Annotated in this window: 18 protein-coding genes; 10 read left to right on the top strand and 8 right to left on the bottom strand. The window is 70.4% G+C overall.

The window, feature by feature from the left end:
• The first annotated feature begins 32 nt into the window (after nt 1-32).
• From dnaJ to AB0I04_RS48155, 4 genes are all read left to right on the top strand, one after another.
• Nucleotides 33-1,196, top strand: coding sequence for a molecular chaperone DnaJ (gene dnaJ / locus AB0I04_RS48170; protein ID WP_360901175.1), 1,164 nt, complete (start codon nt 33-35; stop codon nt 1,194-1,196).
• 5 nt (nt 1,197-1,201) lie between these two features.
• Nucleotides 1,202-1,642 carry a helix-turn-helix transcriptional regulator gene (locus AB0I04_RS48165; protein WP_360901173.1) on the top strand — a complete coding sequence of 147 codons (441 nt, stop codon included), beginning with the start codon at nt 1,202-1,204 and terminating at the stop codon, nt 1,640-1,642.
• Nucleotides 1,643-4,231, top strand: coding sequence for an ATP-dependent chaperone ClpB (gene clpB / locus AB0I04_RS48160; RefSeq protein ID WP_360901170.1), 2,589 nt, complete (start codon nt 1,643-1,645; stop codon nt 4,229-4,231).
• Nucleotides 4,232-4,399: 168 nt separating this feature from the next.
• Nucleotides 4,400-5,425: a hypothetical protein gene (locus AB0I04_RS48155; protein WP_360901167.1), complete on the top strand. Its 1,026-nt coding sequence runs from the start codon at nt 4,400-4,402 to the stop codon at nt 5,423-5,425.
• A gap of 33 nt (nt 5,426-5,458) precedes the next feature.
• Here the strand turns inward: AB0I04_RS48155 and AB0I04_RS48150 are convergent, their stop codons facing one another.
• Both AB0I04_RS48150 and AB0I04_RS48145 read right to left on the bottom strand, forming a co-directional pair.
• The gene (locus AB0I04_RS48150; protein WP_360901164.1) at nt 5,459-6,211 is read right to left on the bottom strand and encodes a VOC family protein; all 753 of its coding nucleotides are present in this window, start codon (nt 6,209-6,211) and stop codon (nt 5,459-5,461) included.
• A 235-nt stretch (nt 6,212-6,446) separates the two neighbouring features.
• Complete coding sequence (locus AB0I04_RS48145; protein ID WP_360901161.1) at nt 6,447-7,187, bottom strand: TetR/AcrR family transcriptional regulator; 741 nt, start codon at nt 7,185-7,187, stop codon at nt 6,447-6,449.
• 143 nt (nt 7,188-7,330) lie between these two features.
• Between AB0I04_RS48145 and AB0I04_RS48140 the strand changes: the two genes are divergently transcribed.
• Entirely contained in the window at nt 7,331-8,836 is a 1,506-nt protein-coding gene (locus AB0I04_RS48140) for an MFS transporter (RefSeq protein WP_360901158.1), read from the top strand.
• A gap of 57 nt (nt 8,837-8,893) precedes the next feature.
• Here the strand turns inward: AB0I04_RS48140 and AB0I04_RS48135 are convergent, their stop codons facing one another.
• The gene (locus AB0I04_RS48135) at nt 8,894-9,385 is read right to left on the bottom strand and encodes a WYL domain-containing protein (RefSeq protein ID WP_360901155.1); all 492 of its coding nucleotides are present in this window, start codon (nt 9,383-9,385) and stop codon (nt 8,894-8,896) included.
• Between the two features lie 75 nt (nt 9,386-9,460).
• On the opposite strand from AB0I04_RS48135, the gene AB0I04_RS48130 reads away from it, so the two are divergent.
• The 3 genes from AB0I04_RS48130 to AB0I04_RS48120 are packed head-to-tail and all read left to right on the top strand — an operon-like array spanning nt 9,461 to nt 12,638.
• The gene (locus AB0I04_RS48130) at nt 9,461-10,738 is read left to right on the top strand and encodes a transposase (RefSeq protein WP_360901152.1); all 1,278 of its coding nucleotides are present in this window, start codon (nt 9,461-9,463) and stop codon (nt 10,736-10,738) included.
• Nucleotides 10,739-10,755: 17 nt separating this feature from the next.
• Nucleotides 10,756-11,016: a hypothetical protein gene (locus AB0I04_RS48125; protein ID WP_360901149.1), complete on the top strand. Its 261-nt coding sequence runs from the start codon at nt 10,756-10,758 to the stop codon at nt 11,014-11,016.
• Nucleotides 11,017-11,069: 53 nt separating this feature from the next.
• Nucleotides 11,070-12,638, top strand: coding sequence for an alkaline phosphatase D family protein (locus tag AB0I04_RS48120; RefSeq protein ID WP_360901146.1), 1,569 nt, complete (start codon nt 11,070-11,072; stop codon nt 12,636-12,638).
• 100 nt (nt 12,639-12,738) lie between these two features.
• Here AB0I04_RS48120 and AB0I04_RS48115 read toward each other — a convergent pair whose 3' ends face one another.
• The 3 genes from AB0I04_RS48115 to AB0I04_RS48105 form a co-directional block, all read right to left on the bottom strand.
• On the bottom strand, nt 12,739-13,305 hold the full coding sequence (locus AB0I04_RS48115; protein ID WP_360901143.1) for a tetratricopeptide repeat protein: 567 nt from the start codon (nt 13,303-13,305) through the stop codon (nt 12,739-12,741).
• Between the two features lie 137 nt (nt 13,306-13,442).
• Nucleotides 13,443-14,603: an NYN domain-containing protein gene (locus AB0I04_RS48110; RefSeq protein WP_360901140.1), complete on the bottom strand. Its 1,161-nt coding sequence runs from the start codon at nt 14,601-14,603 to the stop codon at nt 13,443-13,445.
• Between the two features lie 441 nt (nt 14,604-15,044).
• Entirely contained in the window at nt 15,045-15,692 is a 648-nt protein-coding gene (locus AB0I04_RS48105; RefSeq protein WP_360901136.1) for an alpha/beta fold hydrolase, read from the bottom strand.
• Between the two features lie 16 nt (nt 15,693-15,708).
• On the opposite strand from AB0I04_RS48105, the gene pyrE reads away from it, so the two are divergent.
• Complete coding sequence (gene pyrE / locus AB0I04_RS48100; RefSeq protein WP_360901133.1) at nt 15,709-16,245, top strand: orotate phosphoribosyltransferase; 537 nt, start codon at nt 15,709-15,711, stop codon at nt 16,243-16,245.
• Between the two features lie 27 nt (nt 16,246-16,272).
• Here pyrE and AB0I04_RS48095 read toward each other — a convergent pair whose 3' ends face one another.
• Together AB0I04_RS48095 and AB0I04_RS48090 are read right to left on the bottom strand one after the other, a co-directional pair.
• Nucleotides 16,273-16,719, bottom strand: a complete 447-nt coding sequence (locus tag AB0I04_RS48095) for a hypothetical protein (protein ID WP_360901130.1) — start codon at nt 16,717-16,719, stop codon at nt 16,273-16,275.
• Nucleotides 16,720-16,771: 52 nt separating this feature from the next.
• Nucleotides 16,772-17,461, bottom strand: coding sequence for a DedA family protein (locus tag AB0I04_RS48090; RefSeq protein ID WP_360901127.1), 690 nt, complete (start codon nt 17,459-17,461; stop codon nt 16,772-16,774).
• A 102-nt stretch (nt 17,462-17,563) separates the two neighbouring features.
• On the opposite strand from AB0I04_RS48090, the gene fbaA reads away from it, so the two are divergent.
• On the top strand, nt 17,564-18,586 hold the full coding sequence (fbaA, locus tag AB0I04_RS48085; RefSeq protein ID WP_360901124.1) for a class II fructose-bisphosphate aldolase: 1,023 nt from the start codon (nt 17,564-17,566) through the stop codon (nt 18,584-18,586).
• Nucleotides 18,587-18,643: the final 57 nt, after the last annotated feature.

The following is an 18,643-nucleotide window of genomic DNA, read 5'->3' as shown; positions in this document are numbered from 1 at the left end:
GAACACCGACAGGGAAGAGGTAAGGGACGCCGGTGAGCACCAAGGACTTTATCGAGAAGGACTACTACAAGGTCCTCGGTGTTCCGAAGACCGCAACCCAGGACGAGATCAAGAAGTCCTACCGCAAGCTGGCGCGGCAGTACCACCCGGACGCCAACCGCGGCGACGCCGATTCCGAGGAGAAGTTCAAGGAGATCTCCGAGGCCTACGACGTGCTGTCCGACGAGAGGCGCCGTAAGGAGTACGACGAGGCCCGCAGCCTGTTCGGCGGGGCCCGTCGCCCTGGCGGCGGGGCGCAGGGCGGCTTCGGCTTCGACCTGGGCGACCTGTTCGGCGGCCAGGCCGGTAGCACGACCGGTACCGGCGAGCGCATCGGCGACCTTTTCGGCGGGCTGTTCGGCGGCGGTCGCCGGACGACGACCACCCGGCGTCCCCGCCGTGGCACCGACGTCGAGTCCGAGGTCACGCTGACCTTCAGCGAGGCCTTGGAGGGCAAGACGGTGCCGCTGCGGCTGACCAGCGAGGCGGCATGTCCCACCTGCCGGGGCACCGGTGCCAAGACCGGCACGGTGCCCCGGGTGTGCCCCCGCTGTGAGGGCACGGGGCAGGAGAGCCGCAACGCGGGCGGGTTCGCCTTCTCCGAGCCCTGCCGCGAGTGCCACGGGCGGGGCCTCGTGGTCGACGACCCGTGCCTCACCTGCCACGGCAGCGGGCGGGCGCAGAGCACCCGGACCATCCAGGCGCGCATCCCGGCCGGGGTGGGCGACGGGCAGCGGATCCGGCTCAAGGCCAAGGGCGCGCCCGGTGAGAACGGCGGCCCCAGCGGTGACCTCTACGTCGTCGTGCACGTGACGGGGCACAAGGTGTTCGGCCGGTCGGGCGACAACCTGACCGTGACGGTCCCGGTGACGTTCCCCGAGGCGACGCTCGGCGCGGAGATCAAGGCGCCGGTCCTCGGCGGCCAGCCGGTGACCCTGCGGATCCCGGCCGGCACCCCCAACGGGCGCACCTTCCGTGTCCGCGGCAAGGGCGCGACCCGCCGCGACGGCACCAAGGGCGACCTGCTCGTGACCGTCGAGGTCCAGGTGCCGCAGAAGGTCGACGAGACCACGCGAGAGGCGCTGGAGAAGATTCGCGCGAGCAGCAACGGTGAGGATCTGCGTAGCGAGCTGCTGCGGATGGCGAGAGAGGAGTGATCGTCATGGATCCGTTCGGCGACGACAGTCCGGTCTACGTCATCTCGGTGGCGGCTCAGCTGTCCGGGCTGCACCCGCAGACGCTCCGCACGTACGACCGGATGGGCCTGGTGTCCCCCGGTCGTACGGCCGGGCGCGGGCGCCGCTACTCCATGCGCGACATCGTCATGCTGCGGGAGATCCAGCGGCTCTCCCAGGACGAGGGCATCAACCTCGCCGGCATCAAGCACATCCTCGACCTCCAGCGCGAGTCCGACGTGCTGCGCACCGAGGTGGCACGCCTCCGCGCGCTGGTCGAGGAGCTGAGCAACGAGCTGGAGTCCACGCGCGCCGTGGCGGCCCGGCTGGCAAAACTGAAGAACGCCCACGGTTCCGACACTGGAGCCGACCTGGTGCCGATCCGGCAGACCAGCGTGGTGCTGTGGCGGTCGCGGGGGGAGGAATAAGTGGATTACAAGCTGACCCAGAAGAGCCAAGAGGCCGTTTCGGTCGCGGTACGACGTGCCGCGACGGAGGGCCACCCTCAGGTCGAGCCGGTGCACCTGCTGGTCGCGCAGCTCGGCCAGGCCGACGGCATCACCGCGCCCCTCCTCGAGGCCGTCGGCGCGGACCCGCAGGCCATCCGGCGCCGCGCCGAGGAGCAGATCGCGGCGCTGCCGAAGGCCGCCGGCTCGACCGTCAACGCGCCGGACACCTCCCGGCTGCTGCTCAAGGTGCTGAACACCGCCGCCAACCGGGCCAAGCAGCTCGAGGACGAGTACGTCTCCACCGAGCACCTGCTCGTCGGCCTGGCCACCGACGGCGGTCCCGTCGCCACCCTCCTCAAGGAGAACGGCGCGACCCCCGACGCGCTGCTCGAGGCGTTCGAGAAGGTCCGCGGCCACGCCCGCGTGACCAGCGAGAACCCCGAAGAGACCTACCAGGCGCTGGAGAAGTACGGCGTCGACCTGACCGCGCAGGCCCGCGACGGCAAGCTCGACCCGGTCATCGGCCGCGACACCGAGATCCGCCGCGTCGTGCAGGTGCTGTCGCGCCGTACGAAGAACAACCCGGTCCTCATCGGCGAGCCCGGCGTCGGCAAGACCGCGGTCGTCGAGGGCCTGGCCCAGCGGATCGTCGCCGGCGACGTGCCGGAGACGCTGAAGAACAAACGCCTCGTCTCCCTCGACCTGGGCGCCATGGTCGCGGGCGCGAAGTTCCGCGGCGAGTTCGAGGAGCGCCTCAAGGCGGTCCTGAACGAGATCAAGCAGAGCGACGGCCAGGTCGTCACGTTCATCGACGAGCTGCACACCGTCGTCGGGGCGGGCGCGGCCGAGGGCGCCATGGACGCGGGCAACATGCTCAAGCCCATGCTGGCCCGCGGCGAGCTGCGGATGATCGGCGCGACCACGCTCGACGAGTACCGCGAGCGGATCGAGAAGGACCCGGCGCTGGAGCGGCGCTTCCAGCAGGTCCTCGTCGGCGAGCCGACGGTCGAGGACACCATCGCGATCCTGCGCGGCCTCAAGGGCCGGTACGAGGCGCACCACCAGGTGGTGATCTCCGACGCCGCCCTCGTCGCCGCCGCGGCGCTCTCCGACCGGTACATCACCGCCCGGTTCCTGCCCGACAAGGCCATCGACCTGGTCGACGAGGCCGCCTCCCGGCTCCGCATGGAGATCGACTCGCGACCCGTCGAGATCGACGAGCTGCAGCGCTCCGTGGACCGGCTCAAGATGGAGGAGCTGGCCCTCGAGAAGGAGTCCGACGAGGCGTCCAAGCGCCGCCTCGAACGCCTCCGCGCCGAGCTCGCCGACAGGCAGGAGCACCTCAACGCCCTCGTCGGCCGCTGGGAGCGGGAGAAGGCCGGGCTGAACAAGGTCGGTGAACTCAAGAAGCGCATCGACGACCTGCGCGGCCAGGCCGAACGCGCCCAGCGCGACGGCGACCTGGAGACCTCCGCACGTCTGATGTACGGCGAGATCCCGGTGCTGGACAAGCAGCTCGCCGAGGCGTCCGAGGCCGCCGAGACCCGCGAGACCATGGTCAAGGAGGAGGTCGGCGCCGACGACGTGGCCGAGGTCGTGTCCTCATGGACCGGCGTCCCCGTCGGCAGGCTCCTCGAAGGCGAGACCGCCAAGCTGCTCCGCATGGAGGACGAGCTCGGCCACCGTCTCATCGGCCAAGCCGACGCCGTACGCGCCGTGTCCGACGCCGTACGCCGGGCGCGGGCGGGCGTCTCCGACCCCGACCGGCCGACCGGGTCGTTCCTGTTCCTCGGCCCGACCGGCGTCGGCAAGACCGAGCTTGCCAAGGCGCTCGCCGACTTCCTGTTCGACGACGAGCGGGCCATGGTCCGCATCGACATGAGCGAGTACGCCGAGAAGCACTCGGTCGCCCGCCTCGTCGGCGCGCCTCCCGGCTACGTCGGGTACGAGGAGGGCGGCCAGCTCACCGAGGCGGTCCGCCGCCGCCCGTACTGCGTCGTCCTGCTGGACGAGGTCGAGAAGGCCCACCCTGAGGTCTTCGACGTCCTCCTGCAGGTGCTCGACGACGGACGGCTCACCGACGGCCAGGGACGTACGGTCGACTTCCGGAACGTCATCTTGATCATGACGTCGAACCTCGGCTCCCAGTTCCTGGTCGACCCGGCCCTGGACAATGGAGCCAAGCGCGAGGCCGTCCTGGCCACGGTACGGGCGAGCTTCAAGCCTGAGTTCCTCAACCGGCTCGACGACGTCATCATCTTCGACGCCCTGTCGACCGAGGAGCTCACGAAGATCGTCGACCTGCAGATCGACCGCCTGGCCCGCCGCCTCGCCGACCGTCGCCTGACCCTGACGGTCACCGAGGCCGCCCAGGAATGGCTGGCCCTCACCGGCTACGACCCGGCGTACGGCGCCCGCCCGCTCCGGCGCCTCGTCCAGAGCGCGATCGGCGACCAGCTGGCGAAGGAGCTGCTGGCCGGCGACATCCGCGACGGCGATGAGGTCGTCGTCGACCTGGACGAGGGCGCCGATACGTTGACCGTCAAGCCGGCCGTCACCGTCAGCTGACCCGCTCCACGTGATCGAGGGGCCCGCGCGCAAGCCGGGCCCCTTCTCATTCATCTCCGGTGCCGGGGCGGACACCGCGAATCCGTGAGGATCGTGCCCCTTACTCCATGACCGAGATCATCTGGAAAGCGATCTTGCGAGACCGGCCGTCGCCTTAGGCTCCTGAGCATGCCAACAGCCCGGTCCATCATCGTCAGCTCGCCTCCCCGCGGCCGGATCCACGATTTCGACCTCGTCGTCCTCGATGGTCGGCTGCTTTTCGTCGGCACCCATGACATCAGCCGGCATGCCTGTACCTGGGACCCGGCGACCGACCTGTGGACGGAGTACCCGCTCGAAAACCCCTGGGTCGACTGGGACGGCGACTACACCGAACTCACCGCGCTCGGCGCCGCGGTCGTGGACGGCCGGATCGTGATCGGCGGTGGCGGAGACCACCAGGGCTTCGCCATGTGGGACCTCCAGTCCGGCAAGGTGCGGCTGACCGCGCAGGAGGGCGGCGTGGCCTCCACGGCCAGGGCCGACCTCGGGGGACGCTCAATGCTCGTCGTCGGAGGCTCGTCCTTCACGAACGTGCAACTGTGGGACCCGTCGGTCGCCGAATACGACGGCGATGAGGGGCCCGACGGTTCCGGGCCCGATCGGCCTTCGCCCCATGACTTCCAGGTCGACGTCGAGGAGTTGGCCGCAGGGTCAGGCGCCGGCAGTGCCGTTGCGGCGGGAACGCTGGGGGATCGGCCGGTCGTGGTCGCCGGTGGCCACGACGGTGGCGTGCTCGTATGGGACATCGACCAGCAAGGTTCCCTCGCAGAATTCGATGATCTCGACGAGACACTCACCGACTTCGCGCTGGCGGCCGTGGACGGCCGTACGCGTGTCGTGGCGGCGGGCGGGCAGAGCCTGCTGCTGGGCGATCCTGAAACCGGTGAGTGGGACGAGCCGCTCACCCTCCCCGGTGGCGACGTCTCCTGCCTGGACACGGACTCGGTGATGGGTCGCCCGGTCGCCGTCACCGGCGCCAAGAACGGCACGATCTGCGTGTGGGATCTCGCCGAGCGCCGGCTGCTCGGCGAGCCGTTCCGCGAATACGACAGCGAGGTGTTCGGCGTCCGCCTGACCGAGCTCGACGGCCGCCCCGTGGTCATCGCCGCCGCTCACGTCGACTCCGTACGCGTCTGGGAACTCCCCCTCTAAACCGGCAAGACCGCCCGGAGCCGTTACACGAGGTCAGCGGGGGGTGAGGAGGCAGAACTCGTTGCCTTCGGGGTCGACGAGGACCGTCCAGTGGAAGTCGGACTGGTCGATGCCGGGGTCGGTGGCGCCCAGGGTGCGCAGGCGGGCTTCCTCTGCCGCCAGGTCGTCGCCGGGGTAGGGACAGATGTCGAGGTGGACGCGGTTCCACACGGTCTTGGGGTCGGGGGTGCGGATGAACTCCAGGTAGGGGCCGACGGCCTTGGCGGAGCGCATGACCGCGTGCTCGTCGGTGACCTCGCGCAGGGTCCAGTCCATCGCCTCGCCCCAGAAGCGGGCCATGGCGCGTGGGTCGGTACAGTCGACGACCACTGCGGCGATCGGGCCGGTGTCCTGGTAGATCGGCCGAGGTTCCAGGACGCAGAACTCGTTGCCCTCCGGGTCGGCCATGACCGTCCAGGGGACGTCGCCCTGGCCCATGTCGGCGGGGGTCGCGCCGAGCTCCTTGAGGCGTGCGACCAGTTCCGCCTGGTGGGCGGCCGAGGTGGTGGCCAGGTCGAGGTGCACCCGGTTCTTGACCGTCTTGGGTTCCGGGCGGGCGATGAGGTCGATGCAGACGGCCGCGGGGTCGGGGTAGGCGAAGCCGACGGGTGCGAGGCTGGCGCCGATAGGTTCCTCGCTGTCGGTAGCCCAGCTGTCGATCGCCCAGCCGAGCGCCTCCGCCCAGAACCGGCCGAGCGCGGAGGCGTCATGGGCCTTCATATTGATCTGCACCAGTCTCGTTGCCATGCCAAAGATCGTAAAGGCTGCCGTCACCTTGGGGGGTCGGACGCGACGGGTCGCGCCGAACCGGTCTCAGGCGGGCCGACGCTGAAGTCGCCGTACGGTCCCGCCCCCGCCGCTGCGGGATCAGGTGGGGGCGCAAAGCGGCACAATTTCCCTAATGGGCGACCGCTTCCCTTACGCGGGGAGTCAACACTCGCGCGGCGAACGGGCAGAGTGCGACACGGCCCGCCGCAGTGGGTCAGGCGGGGGCGGGGCCGCCGGCGCGGGCGAGGGCGAGGCCGTCGAGGATGCGGTCGAGGCCGTACGCGAACTCCTGCTCGCGGAGCCGTACGGGGTCTTCGTCCGCGTGTGCGGTGAACAGCGCGCCGAGGCGCGGGTGTGTGCGGGTGAGTCCTTCGAGGGCGGGCTTCAGGCGCTCGGCCCATTCGTCTTCGGACTGGCCGCTGCGAGCGAGCATGGTCAGCCATGCCGCCTCGCTACTCGTCATCCCGATGACGTAGGCGAAGACGGCGCTCATCGCGCTGTTGGCCTCGGCCAGGGAGAACCCCGCGGTCTCCAGTGTGCCGAGCAGGTCCTCCGACAGGCGCATGAGGTTCGGCCCGTAGTTGGCCATCGCGCCCAGCATGGAGGCGATCCACGGGTGTCGCAGGATCACGGCGCGCAGGCCCTGCGCACAGGCGGCGGTCGCCTCGCGCCAGCGCTCGGGGTCGCCCATGTCGGGTGCCCGCAGCTCGCCGAAGACCTCGTCGACCGCCAGCTCGACCAGTTCGTCCTTGTTGGCGACGTGTCGGTAGAGCGAGGTCGCGCCCGCGCCGAGGCGGGTACCGAGCTTGCGCATGCTCAGTGCGTCGACGCCTTCCGCGTCGAGCAGCCGGACCGCCTCGGCCACGATCTGCTGCCGGCTCAGCGCCGGCTGCTCGCGCTTCTCTCGGCCGGGACGCGCCCATACCGACGGGATCGGCCTGTCATCGGCGGTCACGGCATCTCCTCCTCGTCGCTGCCAGAAGCCTAGCGCACAGCGTATGCGGATGCGTACATCGTTCACCGCTTGCGCACAGCGTTCCGCCATGCGTACAGTGTTCGCCAGTTGGCGCACACTGTACGCATCGAAGGGAAGTCGCGATGACTCGCCATCCACGCCGCTGGCTCATCCTGGTCGTCCTCTGCCTCAGCACGCTGGTGCTGGTCATCGACAACATGGCCCTCAACGTGGCGATCCCCTCGCTCACCGAGGACCTCGGTGCGAGCGCCCAGGACATCCAGTGGATCCTGGACTCCTACATCCTCGTGTTCGCCGGGCTGCTGCTCACGGCGGGAAGCCTGTCGGACCGGTTCGGCCGGCGGCGGATGATGGTCATCGGGCTGGCCCTCTTCGGCGGCGCCTCGCTGGCGGCGACGTTCGCCACCGGGCCCGGACTGCTGGTCGCGGCTCGGGTGCTCATGGGCGTGGGCGGCGCGCTGGTGATGCCCAGCATGCTGTCCATCCTCATCACCGTGTTCGACGAGGCGGAACGGCCGAAGGCGATGGCCGCGTGGAGCGCCGTCGCCATGCTCGGACTCGTGGGCGGCCCGGTCGTCGGCGGTCTGCTCGTCGCCCGGTTCGGCTGGAGCGCGGTCTTCCTGATCAACATCCCGATCGCCGCTCTGGCGATCATCGCGGCGGTCGTCCTCATGCCCGAGTCCAAGGGCCCCTGGCGCAAACCCGACCCGCTCGGCGCGGTCCTGTCGGTCGTCGGCATGACGGCGCTCGTCTGGACGATCATCGAGCTGCCGAGGAACGGATTCGGCCCCGCCACCATCACCGGAACCGCCGTCGCCGTCGCCGCGCTCACCGGCTTCGTGATCTGGGAGACCCGCACCTCGTCTCCGATGGTCCCGCTGGGCCTCTTCCGCGACCGGAACTTCACCGGCGGCAGCCTCTCCCTCACCCTCGCGGAGATCGCCAACGGCGGTCTGCTGCTCGCGGCCACCCAGTACCTGCAGTTCGTCCTCGGCTACTCGCCCATGAAGACCGGGCTGGCGTTCATCCCGCTGGCGGTCGCCGCGCTCGTGTTCAACGGCATCGGCGCGAGCCTGGGTCAGAAGCTCGGGAACCGCGTCATGGCCGCCACCGGGCTGGTCATCACCGCGGCCGGGTTCGGCGTGCTGGCGACGGTCGCACCGGGCGACGGGGTCGCGGTACTGGGCGTCGCGCTCGCCCTGATGGGCATCGGCGGCGGGCTGGCGGTGCCGGCGGCGATCGCGGCCCTGATGGGCGCCGTCCCGGCCGAGCACGCCGGGGTCGGCTCCGCGCTGAACGACACGATCCAGCAGGCGGGCGCCGCACTCGGCGTCGCGATCCTCGGCAGCGTCCTGTCCAGTACCTTCACCGGCGCCATGCCCAAGGCGGCCCCCGAGCAGGCCCGGCACTCGATCGGCGAGGCGCTCGCCGCCGCCGCCCGGACCGGGAACACCGGCCTGGCGCACACCGCCCGCGACGCCTTCGCGACCGCGATGTCCACCACCTTCACGGTCGGCGCGGCCGGCGTCCTCGCCGCGGCGGTGCTCGCCCTGCTGGTGCTCCGCGACCGCAAGGCCGACCCGGCCCAGCCGGAGCAGGAGTCCGGCGCGGCGCTCACCGCCTCCTGAGACCCTTCCTCGGTCGGGCCCCGCACCTCGGGTGCGGGGCCCGACCGTTCTCCGGGACTAACCGCCGGTGGCGCGGAGGGCGCGGGCACCGAGTGACCGCAGGTACGCGACGAGTTCTGGCGGCTCGTGCACGGTGAACTCGCAGCCGAGCATCGTGAGCCGCTGGGCGAGCCATTCGATGGTGTCCGTGTGGGTGCGCAGGCGGCAGCCGTACGCGTCGATCGGCTCGACCTCGCCGAGCCGGGCCGCCGGGACCTCGTCGGCCGGAACACGCAGGGTGACCAGCGCCCGGTACGTCGGGGCCAGCGAGTAGAGCTTGCGCGTGACGTAGGCGGCCGCGTCCTCGTCGGGAGGCCGGCGGGGTGTGTTCGGCACGCCGGTCGGGCGCGGCCTCCGGACACGGTCCATCCGGAAGATCCGCCAGTCGTCCCGGCCGAGGTCGTACGCGACGAGGTACCGGCGGCGACCAGCCGGTACGGCTCGACCAGGCGGTCGCCCTCGCCCTCCTCGCCCGCGCGCGGGACAGGGCGATCTTGGGAGGTGGTGCACGGGTTGGTGGGCGTGGTCGGTTGAATTCGTGGAGTTCGACGCCGATGTCGGTGCGCACTTGTAAGGTCACTGGTCGTGAAGTTGGTGGTGCAGGTGAAGCTGCTGCCGACGCCTGAGCAGGCGGCGGCGCTCGCGGCGACCCTGCCCCTATGCAACACGGCGGCGAACGAGGTGTCAGCGGTCGCGTTCGAGAAGGGTGTGTTCGCCCGGCAGACGCTGCAAAAGCTCGTCTACGCGGATCTGAAGGCACGAGGGCTGTCGGCGCAGCCCGCACTGCATGTGATCCGTAAGGTCGCCGACGCCTACACCACCCTGCACGCCCAGATCGAAGCCGGCCTGCTGGGAGATGAGCATTCACCCCGGCGCCGCAAAGCCGAGTCCAAGCCGATCGCCTTCCGGGTTGATGCGGCCCAGCCGTTCGACGACAGGTGTTTGTCGTGGCAGATGGATGCCCGGACCATCTCGATCTGGACCGCTGCCGGCCGAGTCCGGAACATCGCCTTCACCGGCGAACCCGGGCAGCTCAAATTCCTGGCCGCCCACCGCAAAGGCGAAACCGACCTGGTACACCGCGACGGGATGTTCTTCCTGATCGCCACCTGTGAGGTCGAAGCAGCCCCGCAGTTCGAGCCGACCGATTGGATCGGGGTCGATCGGGGGATCGTGAACCTGGCCACCACCTCCGACGGCGACAACCACCAGGGCAAAGGCCTGGCCCGCTATCGCAAGCGCCAAGCCCGGCTGCGCGCCGAACTACAGGCCAAGAAAGCCGCGGGCAGCCGGTCGGCCGCCCGTCGTCTGGCCCGCCGGTCAGCACGGGAGGCCCGGCACGCCTCCAATGAGAACCACAAGATCAGCAAGAGCATTGTGGCCGATGCCCGACGCACCGAACGCGGTATCGCACTCGAGGAACTGAGTGGGATACGCGATCGGGTACGGCTCAGGCGGCACCAGCGCGCCACGCTCTCTACCTGGCCGTTCCACCAGCTCGGTGAGTTCCTCCAGTACAAGGCCCTGCGGGCCGGGGTGCCGTTCGTGGAACTGGACCCGGCCTACACCTCCCAGAGCTGTCCCGTGCCCTGGTGCGGGCACACCACGCGGGCCAACCGGCCCGACCGGGACACCTTCTACTGTCGCCGGTGCGGGTTCGCTGGCCCCGCCGACGTCATCGCCGCCACCAACATCCGGAAACGGGCGTGCGTGGCGTGGGCATTCGTCAGCATGCCCGTCCCCAACCCCAACTCCAGGGGGAAGGGAGATGCGACCCCGGCACGACAGCCAGCCGCGACGGGGAGCGCAACAAGGCGTGAACTCCCGAGCCGCAAGCCCGGCCGTCCACGGCCAAGAAGCTGACGGAGTTCGGCTACGCGGTGGCTGTCCCCGAGGACGCCATCGACCGGGACCTGCTCCTGACCAACGTGAGCCTGTACTGGTTCACCGGGACCTCGGGGCAGTCCGCGGTGCCGACCGGCCTCTACAGCGGCCCGCCCGGCATCCGCCGCCTCGCCGAACGCCACAACGACATCGTCCACTGGGGCGAGAACCGCCCCGGCAGCCATCACTTCATCGCCATGGAGCTCCCCGAGGTGTTCGCCGAGGACATCCGGGAGTTCTTCGGCAAGCTCCGCTGACGACACCCGGGCGAGGTGGACGCGGTCCGCCTCGGCGCGGTAGTCCGTTGGTCATGACACGACTCATCCTCGGGCCGTTGCTGCGCCACGTCGGTGCGCGTACGGCGACGGTCTGGGTGGAGACCGATCGGCCGTGCGAGGTCCGCGTCCTGGACGCCGCGAGCCGTACGTTCACGGTCCACGGGCACCACTATGCGCTCGTGGACGTCGACGGCCTCGAGCCCGGCTCCGATACCCCGTACGACGTGCTGCTCGACGGTGAGCGGGCGTGGCCGGAGCCCGGGACGCCGCCCGGACGCATCCGCACCCGTGTGCCCGGCGGGGCGCGGCGGTTCGCCGTCGGGTCCTGCCGGGTCGCGCCGGCCTCGGAGGAGACGCACGGCGTCGACGCGCTGGCGGTGTGCGCGCGGCGGCTCATGGCGGGCGACGATCCGCCGGACGAGCTGTTGCTGATCGGCGACCAGGTGTACGCCGACGAGACGACGCCGGAGGTACGCGAGTTCATCGCGGCGCGGCGTGACATCGGCGCGCCGCCGTACGCCGAGATCGCCGACTTCGAGGAGTACGCCCACCTCTACCGGCTGGCCTGGGGGACGGATCCGGCGGTGCGGTGGCTGCTGGCCACGGTGCCCAGCTCGATGGTCTTCGACGACCACGACATCCGCGACGACTGGAACACCTCCGAGGCGTGGCGGCGGGAGATGCGGGCCCATCCCTGGTGGGAACGGCGGATCACCGCCGGGCTCGGCACGTACTGGATCTACCAGCACCTCGGGAACCTGTCACCGGCGGAGCGCGCCGCCGACCCGGTCTACCAGGCCGTGCTCGCGGCCGACGGTGACGCCGGGAAGCTCGTGGACGAGCTCGCCGAGCGGGCGGACCAGGCTCCCGGCGAGGTCCGGTGGAGCTACGTCCGTGATCACGGGCGGACGCGGATCGTCGTCGTGGACAGCCGGTGCGGGCGCGTGCTGGAGGAGGGCCGACGGGCGATACTCGACGACGCGGAGCTCGCGTGGTTCGGCGAGCAGTGCCGCGCCGACGTCGACCATCTCCTCATCGCGACGTCCCTGCCGTTCCTGCTGCCCGCCGCGATCCACCACATGGAGGCGTGGAACGAGGCCGTCGCGGGCGGCGCGTGGGGACGGCGGGCGGCCGGGTTCGGCGAGCGGCTCCGGCAGACCCTCGACCTGGAGCACTGGGCGGCGTTCGACGCGTCGTTCCGGGCGGTGGCGAACATCCTGCTCGAGGTCGCGAACGGGCCGCGCCCGCCGGCGAGCATCACGCTGCTCTCCGGCGACGTCCACTACTCCTACCTGGCGCGCGTGCGCCGGACCCGTACGCCGATCTCCCAGGTCGTCTGCTCGCCGCTGCGCAACCCGCTGAGGGGACCGTTCAAGGCGGCCAACCAGGTCGCCTGCCGACGGGTCGGCGACCTGCCCGCGCGGGCGCTGGCCCGGCTCGCCGGCGTACGGAGGCCGCCGCTCGGGTGGCGGGTCACCGACGGGCCCTGGTTCGACAACGCGCTGGCGACCGTGCACGTCGACGGGCGAACGGCCTCGGTACGTTGGGATGCCGCCGCCGAGGACGGGCTCCGCGAGCTCGGCCGTGCCCCTCTGTCGTGAATCCCCGATAAGCGATGAATGCCGACGACGGTGAATGCCCGTCCGGCCCGCCGCTCACCGCACGGGCGCGGTGTCGATGCGGGCCGGAGTCGCTGACGCACTAGTGGAACTGCTGGTCCGGGGCGTCGTCGGTCTTCTTCAGCAGATCGTCGAGGAGCGCGTCGTACTCGTCCTCGGGGCGGCCGAGGTCGAGACGGCAGCGGTAGCGGATCCGCAGCAGGCCCTCGAGGGCGTCCGGATCGGTCGACCGGGCGATGTCGGCGCCTTCGGTCGACCAGTCGTGCGCGCCGACCAGGTCGCCCTGCTCATGCAGCAGCTCGGCGACGGCACGGAAGATCTCGGGGTCCTTCGGCGCGTCGGCGCGTACCTGGTCGATCAGTGCCCGTGCCTCATCGGCACGGTCCAATTCGAACAGGGCGCCGGCGAGGTAGATGCGCGGATCGCCGTACGTCTCTCCGCCATCGTCCAGGGCACCGCGGTAGGCCTCGGCCGCCCTGTCGTGCTCTCCCGCGTGCTGCCACTGTTCACCGGCACGTAGCAACAGGCTGGCGCGGGAAACGCCGCCTGAAACGGTATCGGCCAACTCGACGAACCGTGTCGCCGCCGCGGCGTGATCACCGGTGCGGAGAGTCTCGAACTCGAGGTCATCGAGATCGTCTTCGGTCACATGCGTCACCTTCTAGACGCTACCCGGCGTACCTGCTGCGAATCTGGTCATTTCGGATGATCGCCCGACCAGTAGCCGACCCGGAGGCCGACCAGTAGCCGACCGGAGCGAACCGGCCGGTAGAGACGTTACCGCGATCAGCTGCGCCGCGAGCGTTCGAGCGCATCCCAGAAACCGCGTCGCAGTGCGTGGCGTACCTCGTCGTGAAGCAGAAAGTCGATCGGCAGGGACGAGCCCTGGAGCAGCCGCGCCTCCAGGTCCGACGGCATCCGCGGCTTGCGCGCCAGCACGGCCTCCAGCCACAGGGCGGGGGCGTCCCGGGCGACCGACTCGCCGAAATCCTGCCCTTCCTTGTGCGCCGCCTTCACGGCGTCGGCCAGCGTCGGGGTCGACTGCTGGACCGGGGCCGGCGTGATCTGCTGGGGGCCGGTGTACGGGCCGACGGGCTGCTGGGGGTACTGCGGGCCGGTGGCGTTGCTGCCGGTCTGCGGCCCGGTCGACGGCGGAGCCGGCGGCGTCGGCGCCGCGTGCATCGGGGTCGAGCGCAGTGGCGGGGTCGGCGTGCTCGGCTGTCCACTGCCGGAGGAGCCGATGAGGCCGGAGGAGGTGGTGTTCGTCGAGGAGCCGAGCTGCGACGGCGTCACCGTGATCGGCGTGCTCGGCGGTGCGGCGCCGTGCTGCGGCGACGGCCGCAACGGGGCCAGGGCACCGCCCGAGCCGTTGGACGCACCGTTGGCCAGCGGCGCGGCCGAGGTGTCGACCCCGGCCAGCAGATTGACGTACGGCCGGAGGTGCCCGGAGCCGATCTCGATGAGGTCGTCGCACTCCTGCCGGAGCACCCGGGAGATCGTCCAGTTGCCGTCGACGGCCACGTGCACGACCGTGACGCGGACGCCGAGGTCCTGCGCGTCGGCGATGACCTGGGCGAGATCCTCGTCGCCGCTCACGATGACGGCGTCGGCGACCCCGCCGTTGCGGGCCAGCGTCATGAGGTCACGGTGGATCTCGGTGTCGACGCCCTCACGGCGGCCCGGGCGGAGCCGGGAGAGGCGGAGCTTGATGCCCGGCAGGTCGGCCAGCGCGTCATGCTCCGGCGTGCGCCGGCCCTCGACCGTCGCCTCGAACCAGTAGCAGCGCAGCAGCGGCAGGCCCGTACGCTCCCGGGCGAGGTTTCCGAGGAGCTGGAGCAGGCCTCCGAAGTCGAACGACACCGATTCGCGACGGCGGGTACCGTGCACCGCCATCGCGCCGTCGGCCAGCAGATAGCCGGCATCTACGAACAGCGCACAGCGATCCACGCGACACCGCCCCTTTCTCGGCACGAGACCCTTATCAGTGACCCACGGGTGAGCTTTCGAGCCGGCGAGCGACCTCGGGAACCACAGCGTAGTGAAGTCCGTCGTCGGCGTGGGCCGATCCAGTGATTGGCTGCTCCACGAGATTATGAGGGAAATGCGGCTTTCCGCACCCTGGCGAGACCCCTCCTCCCGCGTGTCACCGTTGACTCGGTCGCTCGCCACTGTATGACGGGGCGCGCCGCGACACGGCTGACTTGGTGAGACGGCCGAGATCGGATGCCCGATGGGCGACGGTACCACCCGCTTCAGACGCGAGGAACCTCTCGCTCGCCTCCCCCAAAGGACACAGTGATCACCCCTCCGGGACAGCGGCCCCGCACCGTAGCCCTGGCGTGTCGCACGGTCGGAGAGCCGCGATCAACTCGGTGAGGCGGACCGCAGTCAGAGGGCCGCGATCAGGTCGGTGAGGGCGCGCGCCGTCGCGAGCGGGTCGGCGACGGCGGCGAAGTGACCGGCGTCGACGGCGGTCACGGTCCAGCCGCGCAGCCGCGCCTGCGCGGCAAGCCCGTCGTACGCCGGAGACGTGCGGAGGTACCCGCAGGGAGCGTCAGGCCAGTCCTGCGGCATCGGCAGCGTCTCGGTGAAGAAATCCTCCTCACGCGGCCGGGACGGCACGCCCGCGGGCGGCTCCTCGTCCGGGAACCGGCCCCCGTTCTTCAGCGACTCGGCGAACTCCGCGCCGAACGCCGTCGCCTGGTCCAGCCGGCTCGAACCCGCCGGCGGTGGAAGCTCGGCGTCCACGAAGACGTAGCCGCCGACGAGGCGGTGCGCCGCGCGCTGAGCCGCTCCGATCGGCGGCAGCAGCGGACCCGCCCCGCCGTGGCCGACCAGGACGACGGGCGGCCGCACGCCCGCCTTGGTGATCTCCAGCGCGGCCCGCGCGACGTAGCGGCCGGCGTATGGCGGCCGGTCGTCGTCGGTGATCTCCGGCACCACGACCTCGTACGCGCCGAGCGCCTCGGGGAGGGATCCCCAGGCGGCCGCAGTGGTCAGCGGGCTGTGCAGCAGGACGAGGGTGCCGGGTGTCATGGATAGAGTTTCCCTTATGACGGATCGCGACGATCTCCTGGCCGAGATCAAGAGCAAAGCGGTGGTGCACGGCAGGGTCGTCCTGTCGTCCGGCCAGGAGGCCGACTTCTACATCGACCTGCGTCGCGTGAGCCTCGACGGGCGTGCGGCGCCGCTCGTCGGGCGGGTCATGCTCGATCTCACCGCCGACCTCGACTACGAGGCCGTGGGCGGGCTGACGCTCGGCGCCGATCCGGTCGCCACTGCGATGCTGCACGCCGCCGCCGCGCGCGGCCGGCACCTCGACGCCTTCGTCGTCCGCAAGGCGGGCAAGGCGCACGGTCTGCAGCGTCGCGTCGAAGGGCCCGACGTCACCGGACGGCGCGTGCTCGCCGTGGAGGACACCTCCACGACCGGCGGCTCCGTGCTGACCGCCGTGGAGGCGCTCCGTGAGGCGGGCGCCGAGGTCGTCGGCGTGGCCACCATCGTCGAGCGCGGAGCGGCTCCCCGCATCGCCGAGGCGGGGCTGGACTACCGCTCGGCGTTCACCCTGAGCGACCTCGGGATCGGCTGAGCCCACTCGGCCGAGCCCCGGCCTGCGTCACTGCTTGGCCGGGGCCTTGTAGGTGCGCGCCTGCCCACGGTGTCCCCTGGGCTGCTTCTGGCCGTTGACGGTCACGCTGACCGTGCTCGCGTCGTCGACCTGCAGGATGACCCGTGTTCCGGTGTATTGATGGGTCTCGCCCTTGACGAGCGAGCCCTGCCAGATGACGTCGGTGGCTCCGGGGCCCGCGACGAAGATCGGACACTGGGCCGCGAGGCACTGAACGTCGATCTCGTTGCCGGACTGCACCCTGGGCTCCGAGCTGGCGTGCTTGCTTGGGGCAGTCGACGTGGCCTGTCCGCTGGTCGACGGGTCGGGCGAGGAGGACGCGGTCTTGGACGCGTCCTTGGTGAGTGCCCCATAGAGCGACACGCCACCGACGATCACGAGACCCAATGCCAACGTGACGGCGAGTACCGCGATGGCGATGCGTGCGAGACCCATAGGGTCTGATCGGTGACGTCCCACAGGGGGAGGTTAGCGATAACCGGGACCGTCAGCGACGGTGACGGCCAGATGGCATCGCCTGCTTCTTACGATCATCCGTGTCTCCCGACTTCTTGGGGCCTTTCAGGATCTCCCGGATCACCGGAATCACCGAGATCAGCACGGCGATGGCGACGACGGGGAGGACGTACTTGTCGATCCCCTTGACCCGATCGCCGAGAAAACGGCCGAGCAGGATGATCGACTCCGTCCAGAGCACGCCGCCGATGCTGTTGAAGATGAAGAACCGGCCCGCGGACATCTCGAGCATCCCGGCGAGCGGGTTGAGGAAGGTGCGCACGACCGGGGCGAAGCGGGCCAGCACCACGGCCTTGGCCGGGCCGAACTTGTTGAAGTAGTGCTCGGCCTTCTCCACGTGGTCCTGCCGGAACAGTCGCGAGTCGGGCCGGTCGAAGAGTTTTCGCCCGTACTTGGCGCCGAGGAAGTGCCCCACCTGGGCCCCCGCGACGGCGCACACCGGCGCGCCGATCAGGAGTGCCGGGAGCGGCAGCGGCGTGATGTTGGCGGCGTGGGCGGCGGTCGTCGTGGTGAAGACGCCCGCGGTGACCAGCAGGGTGTCGCCGGGCAGGAAGAACCCGACGAGCAGGCCGGTCTCAGCGAAGATGACGGCGAGGATCCCGATCAGTCCGAACGTCGCGATGAGGGACTTGGGATCCATGATGTTCACGGCGAGGGCCACGCGCCGAGCGTACCGGTAGGCGTGCCATGGTCCGGGCCACAGATGTATTTCGGGATACTGGTGTTGAGACCGCCGGGAGCCACGCCCAAGGAAGGAAGAGCCATGCCGATCGCGACCCCAGAGGTATACGCGGAGATGCTCGATCGGGCAAAGCGTCAGGGCTTCGCCTACCCCGCGATCAACGTCACCTCGAGCCAGACGCTGAACGCCGCACTGCGCGGGTTCGCCGAGGCCGAGAGCGACGGGATCGTTCAGGTCTCCACCGGCGGCGCGGAGTTCCTCTCCGGCGCCACGGTGAAGGACATGGTGACAGGCGCGACGGCGCTCGCGGAGTACGCGCGCGTGGTCGCCGAGAAGTACCCGGTGCAGATCGCGCTGCACACCGACCACTGCCCGAAGGACAAGCTCGACGGCTTCATGAAGCCGCTGGTCAAGATCTCTCAGGAGCGGGTGGCGCGCGGCGAGGAGCCGCTGTTCCAGTCGCACATGTGGGACGGCTCGGCCGTGCCGCTCGAGGAGAACCTCCAGATCGCCGCGGAGCTCATCGAGGAGTGCGCCAAGGCCCGCGTCGTCATGGAGATGGAGATCGGCGTCGTCGGCGGCGAAGAGGACGGCGTCGTCGGCGAGATCAACGAGAAGCTCTACACGACGCCCGGTGACGCCCTGGCCACGGTCGAGGCCGTCGGGCTCGGCGAGAAGGGCCGCTACCTCCTCGCCGCGACGTTCGGCAACGTGCACGGCGTCTACAAGCCGGGCCACGTAAAGCTGCGGCCGGAGGTCCTCAAGGAGATCCAGGACGTCGTCGGCGAGCGCTACGGCAAGGACAAGCCCTTCGAGCTGGTCTTCCACGGCGGCTCCGGCTCCACGCTGGAGGAGATCCGCGAGGCGGTGTCGTACGGCGTCGTGAAGATGAACATCGACACCGACACCCAGTACGCCTTCACGCGGCCGGTCGCCGACCACATGTTCAAGAACTACGACGGCGTTCTGAAGATCGACGGCGAGGTCGGCAACAAGAAGGCCTACGACCCGCGCGCGTACGGCAAGGCCGCCGAGGCGGGCATGGCCGCGCGCATCGTCGAGGCCTGCGAGCACCTGCTCTCGCAGGGCACCAAGATCAAGTAAGGCATCGATGCGGGGCACGGGGACGGCCGGAGGATGCGGCCGTCCCCGCGTTGCTTG

The organism is Actinoallomurus sp. NPDC050550 (genome assembly GCF_040655075.1).
GTDB lineage: Bacteria > Actinomycetota > Actinomycetes > Streptosporangiales > Streptosporangiaceae > Actinoallomurus.
Note: the sequence above shows the minus strand (reverse complement) of the source record. Positions and strands in the feature narration are given on the sequence as shown.

What these genes read in the sequence shown, in the direction of transcription:
- AB0I04_RS48165 (WP_360901173.1), top strand. Translation starts at nt 1,202, where the DNA reads ATGGATCCGTTCGGCGACGACAGTCCGGTCTACGTCATCTCGGTGGCG.
- AB0I04_RS48155 (WP_360901167.1), top strand. Translation starts at nt 4,400, where the DNA reads ATGCCAACAGCCCGGTCCATCATCGTCAGCTCGCCTCCCCGCGGCCGG.
- AB0I04_RS48150 (WP_360901164.1), bottom strand. Translation starts at nt 6,211, where the DNA reads ATGGCAACGAGACTGGTGCAGATCAATATGAAGGCCCATGACGCCTCC.
- AB0I04_RS48140 (WP_360901158.1), top strand. Translation starts at nt 7,331, where the DNA reads ATGACTCGCCATCCACGCCGCTGGCTCATCCTGGTCGTCCTCTGCCTC.
- AB0I04_RS48120 (WP_360901146.1), top strand. Translation starts at nt 11,070, where the DNA reads ATGACACGACTCATCCTCGGGCCGTTGCTGCGCCACGTCGGTGCGCGT.
- AB0I04_RS48105 (WP_360901136.1), bottom strand. Translation starts at nt 15,692, where the DNA reads ATGACACCCGGCACCCTCGTCCTGCTGCACAGCCCGCTGACCACTGCG.
- pyrE (WP_360901133.1), top strand. Translation starts at nt 15,709, where the DNA reads ATGACGGATCGCGACGATCTCCTGGCCGAGATCAAGAGCAAAGCGGTG.
- AB0I04_RS48095 (WP_360901130.1), bottom strand. Translation starts at nt 16,719, where the DNA reads ATGGGTCTCGCACGCATCGCCATCGCGGTACTCGCCGTCACGTTGGCA.
- fbaA (WP_360901124.1), top strand. Translation starts at nt 17,564, where the DNA reads ATGCCGATCGCGACCCCAGAGGTATACGCGGAGATGCTCGATCGGGCA.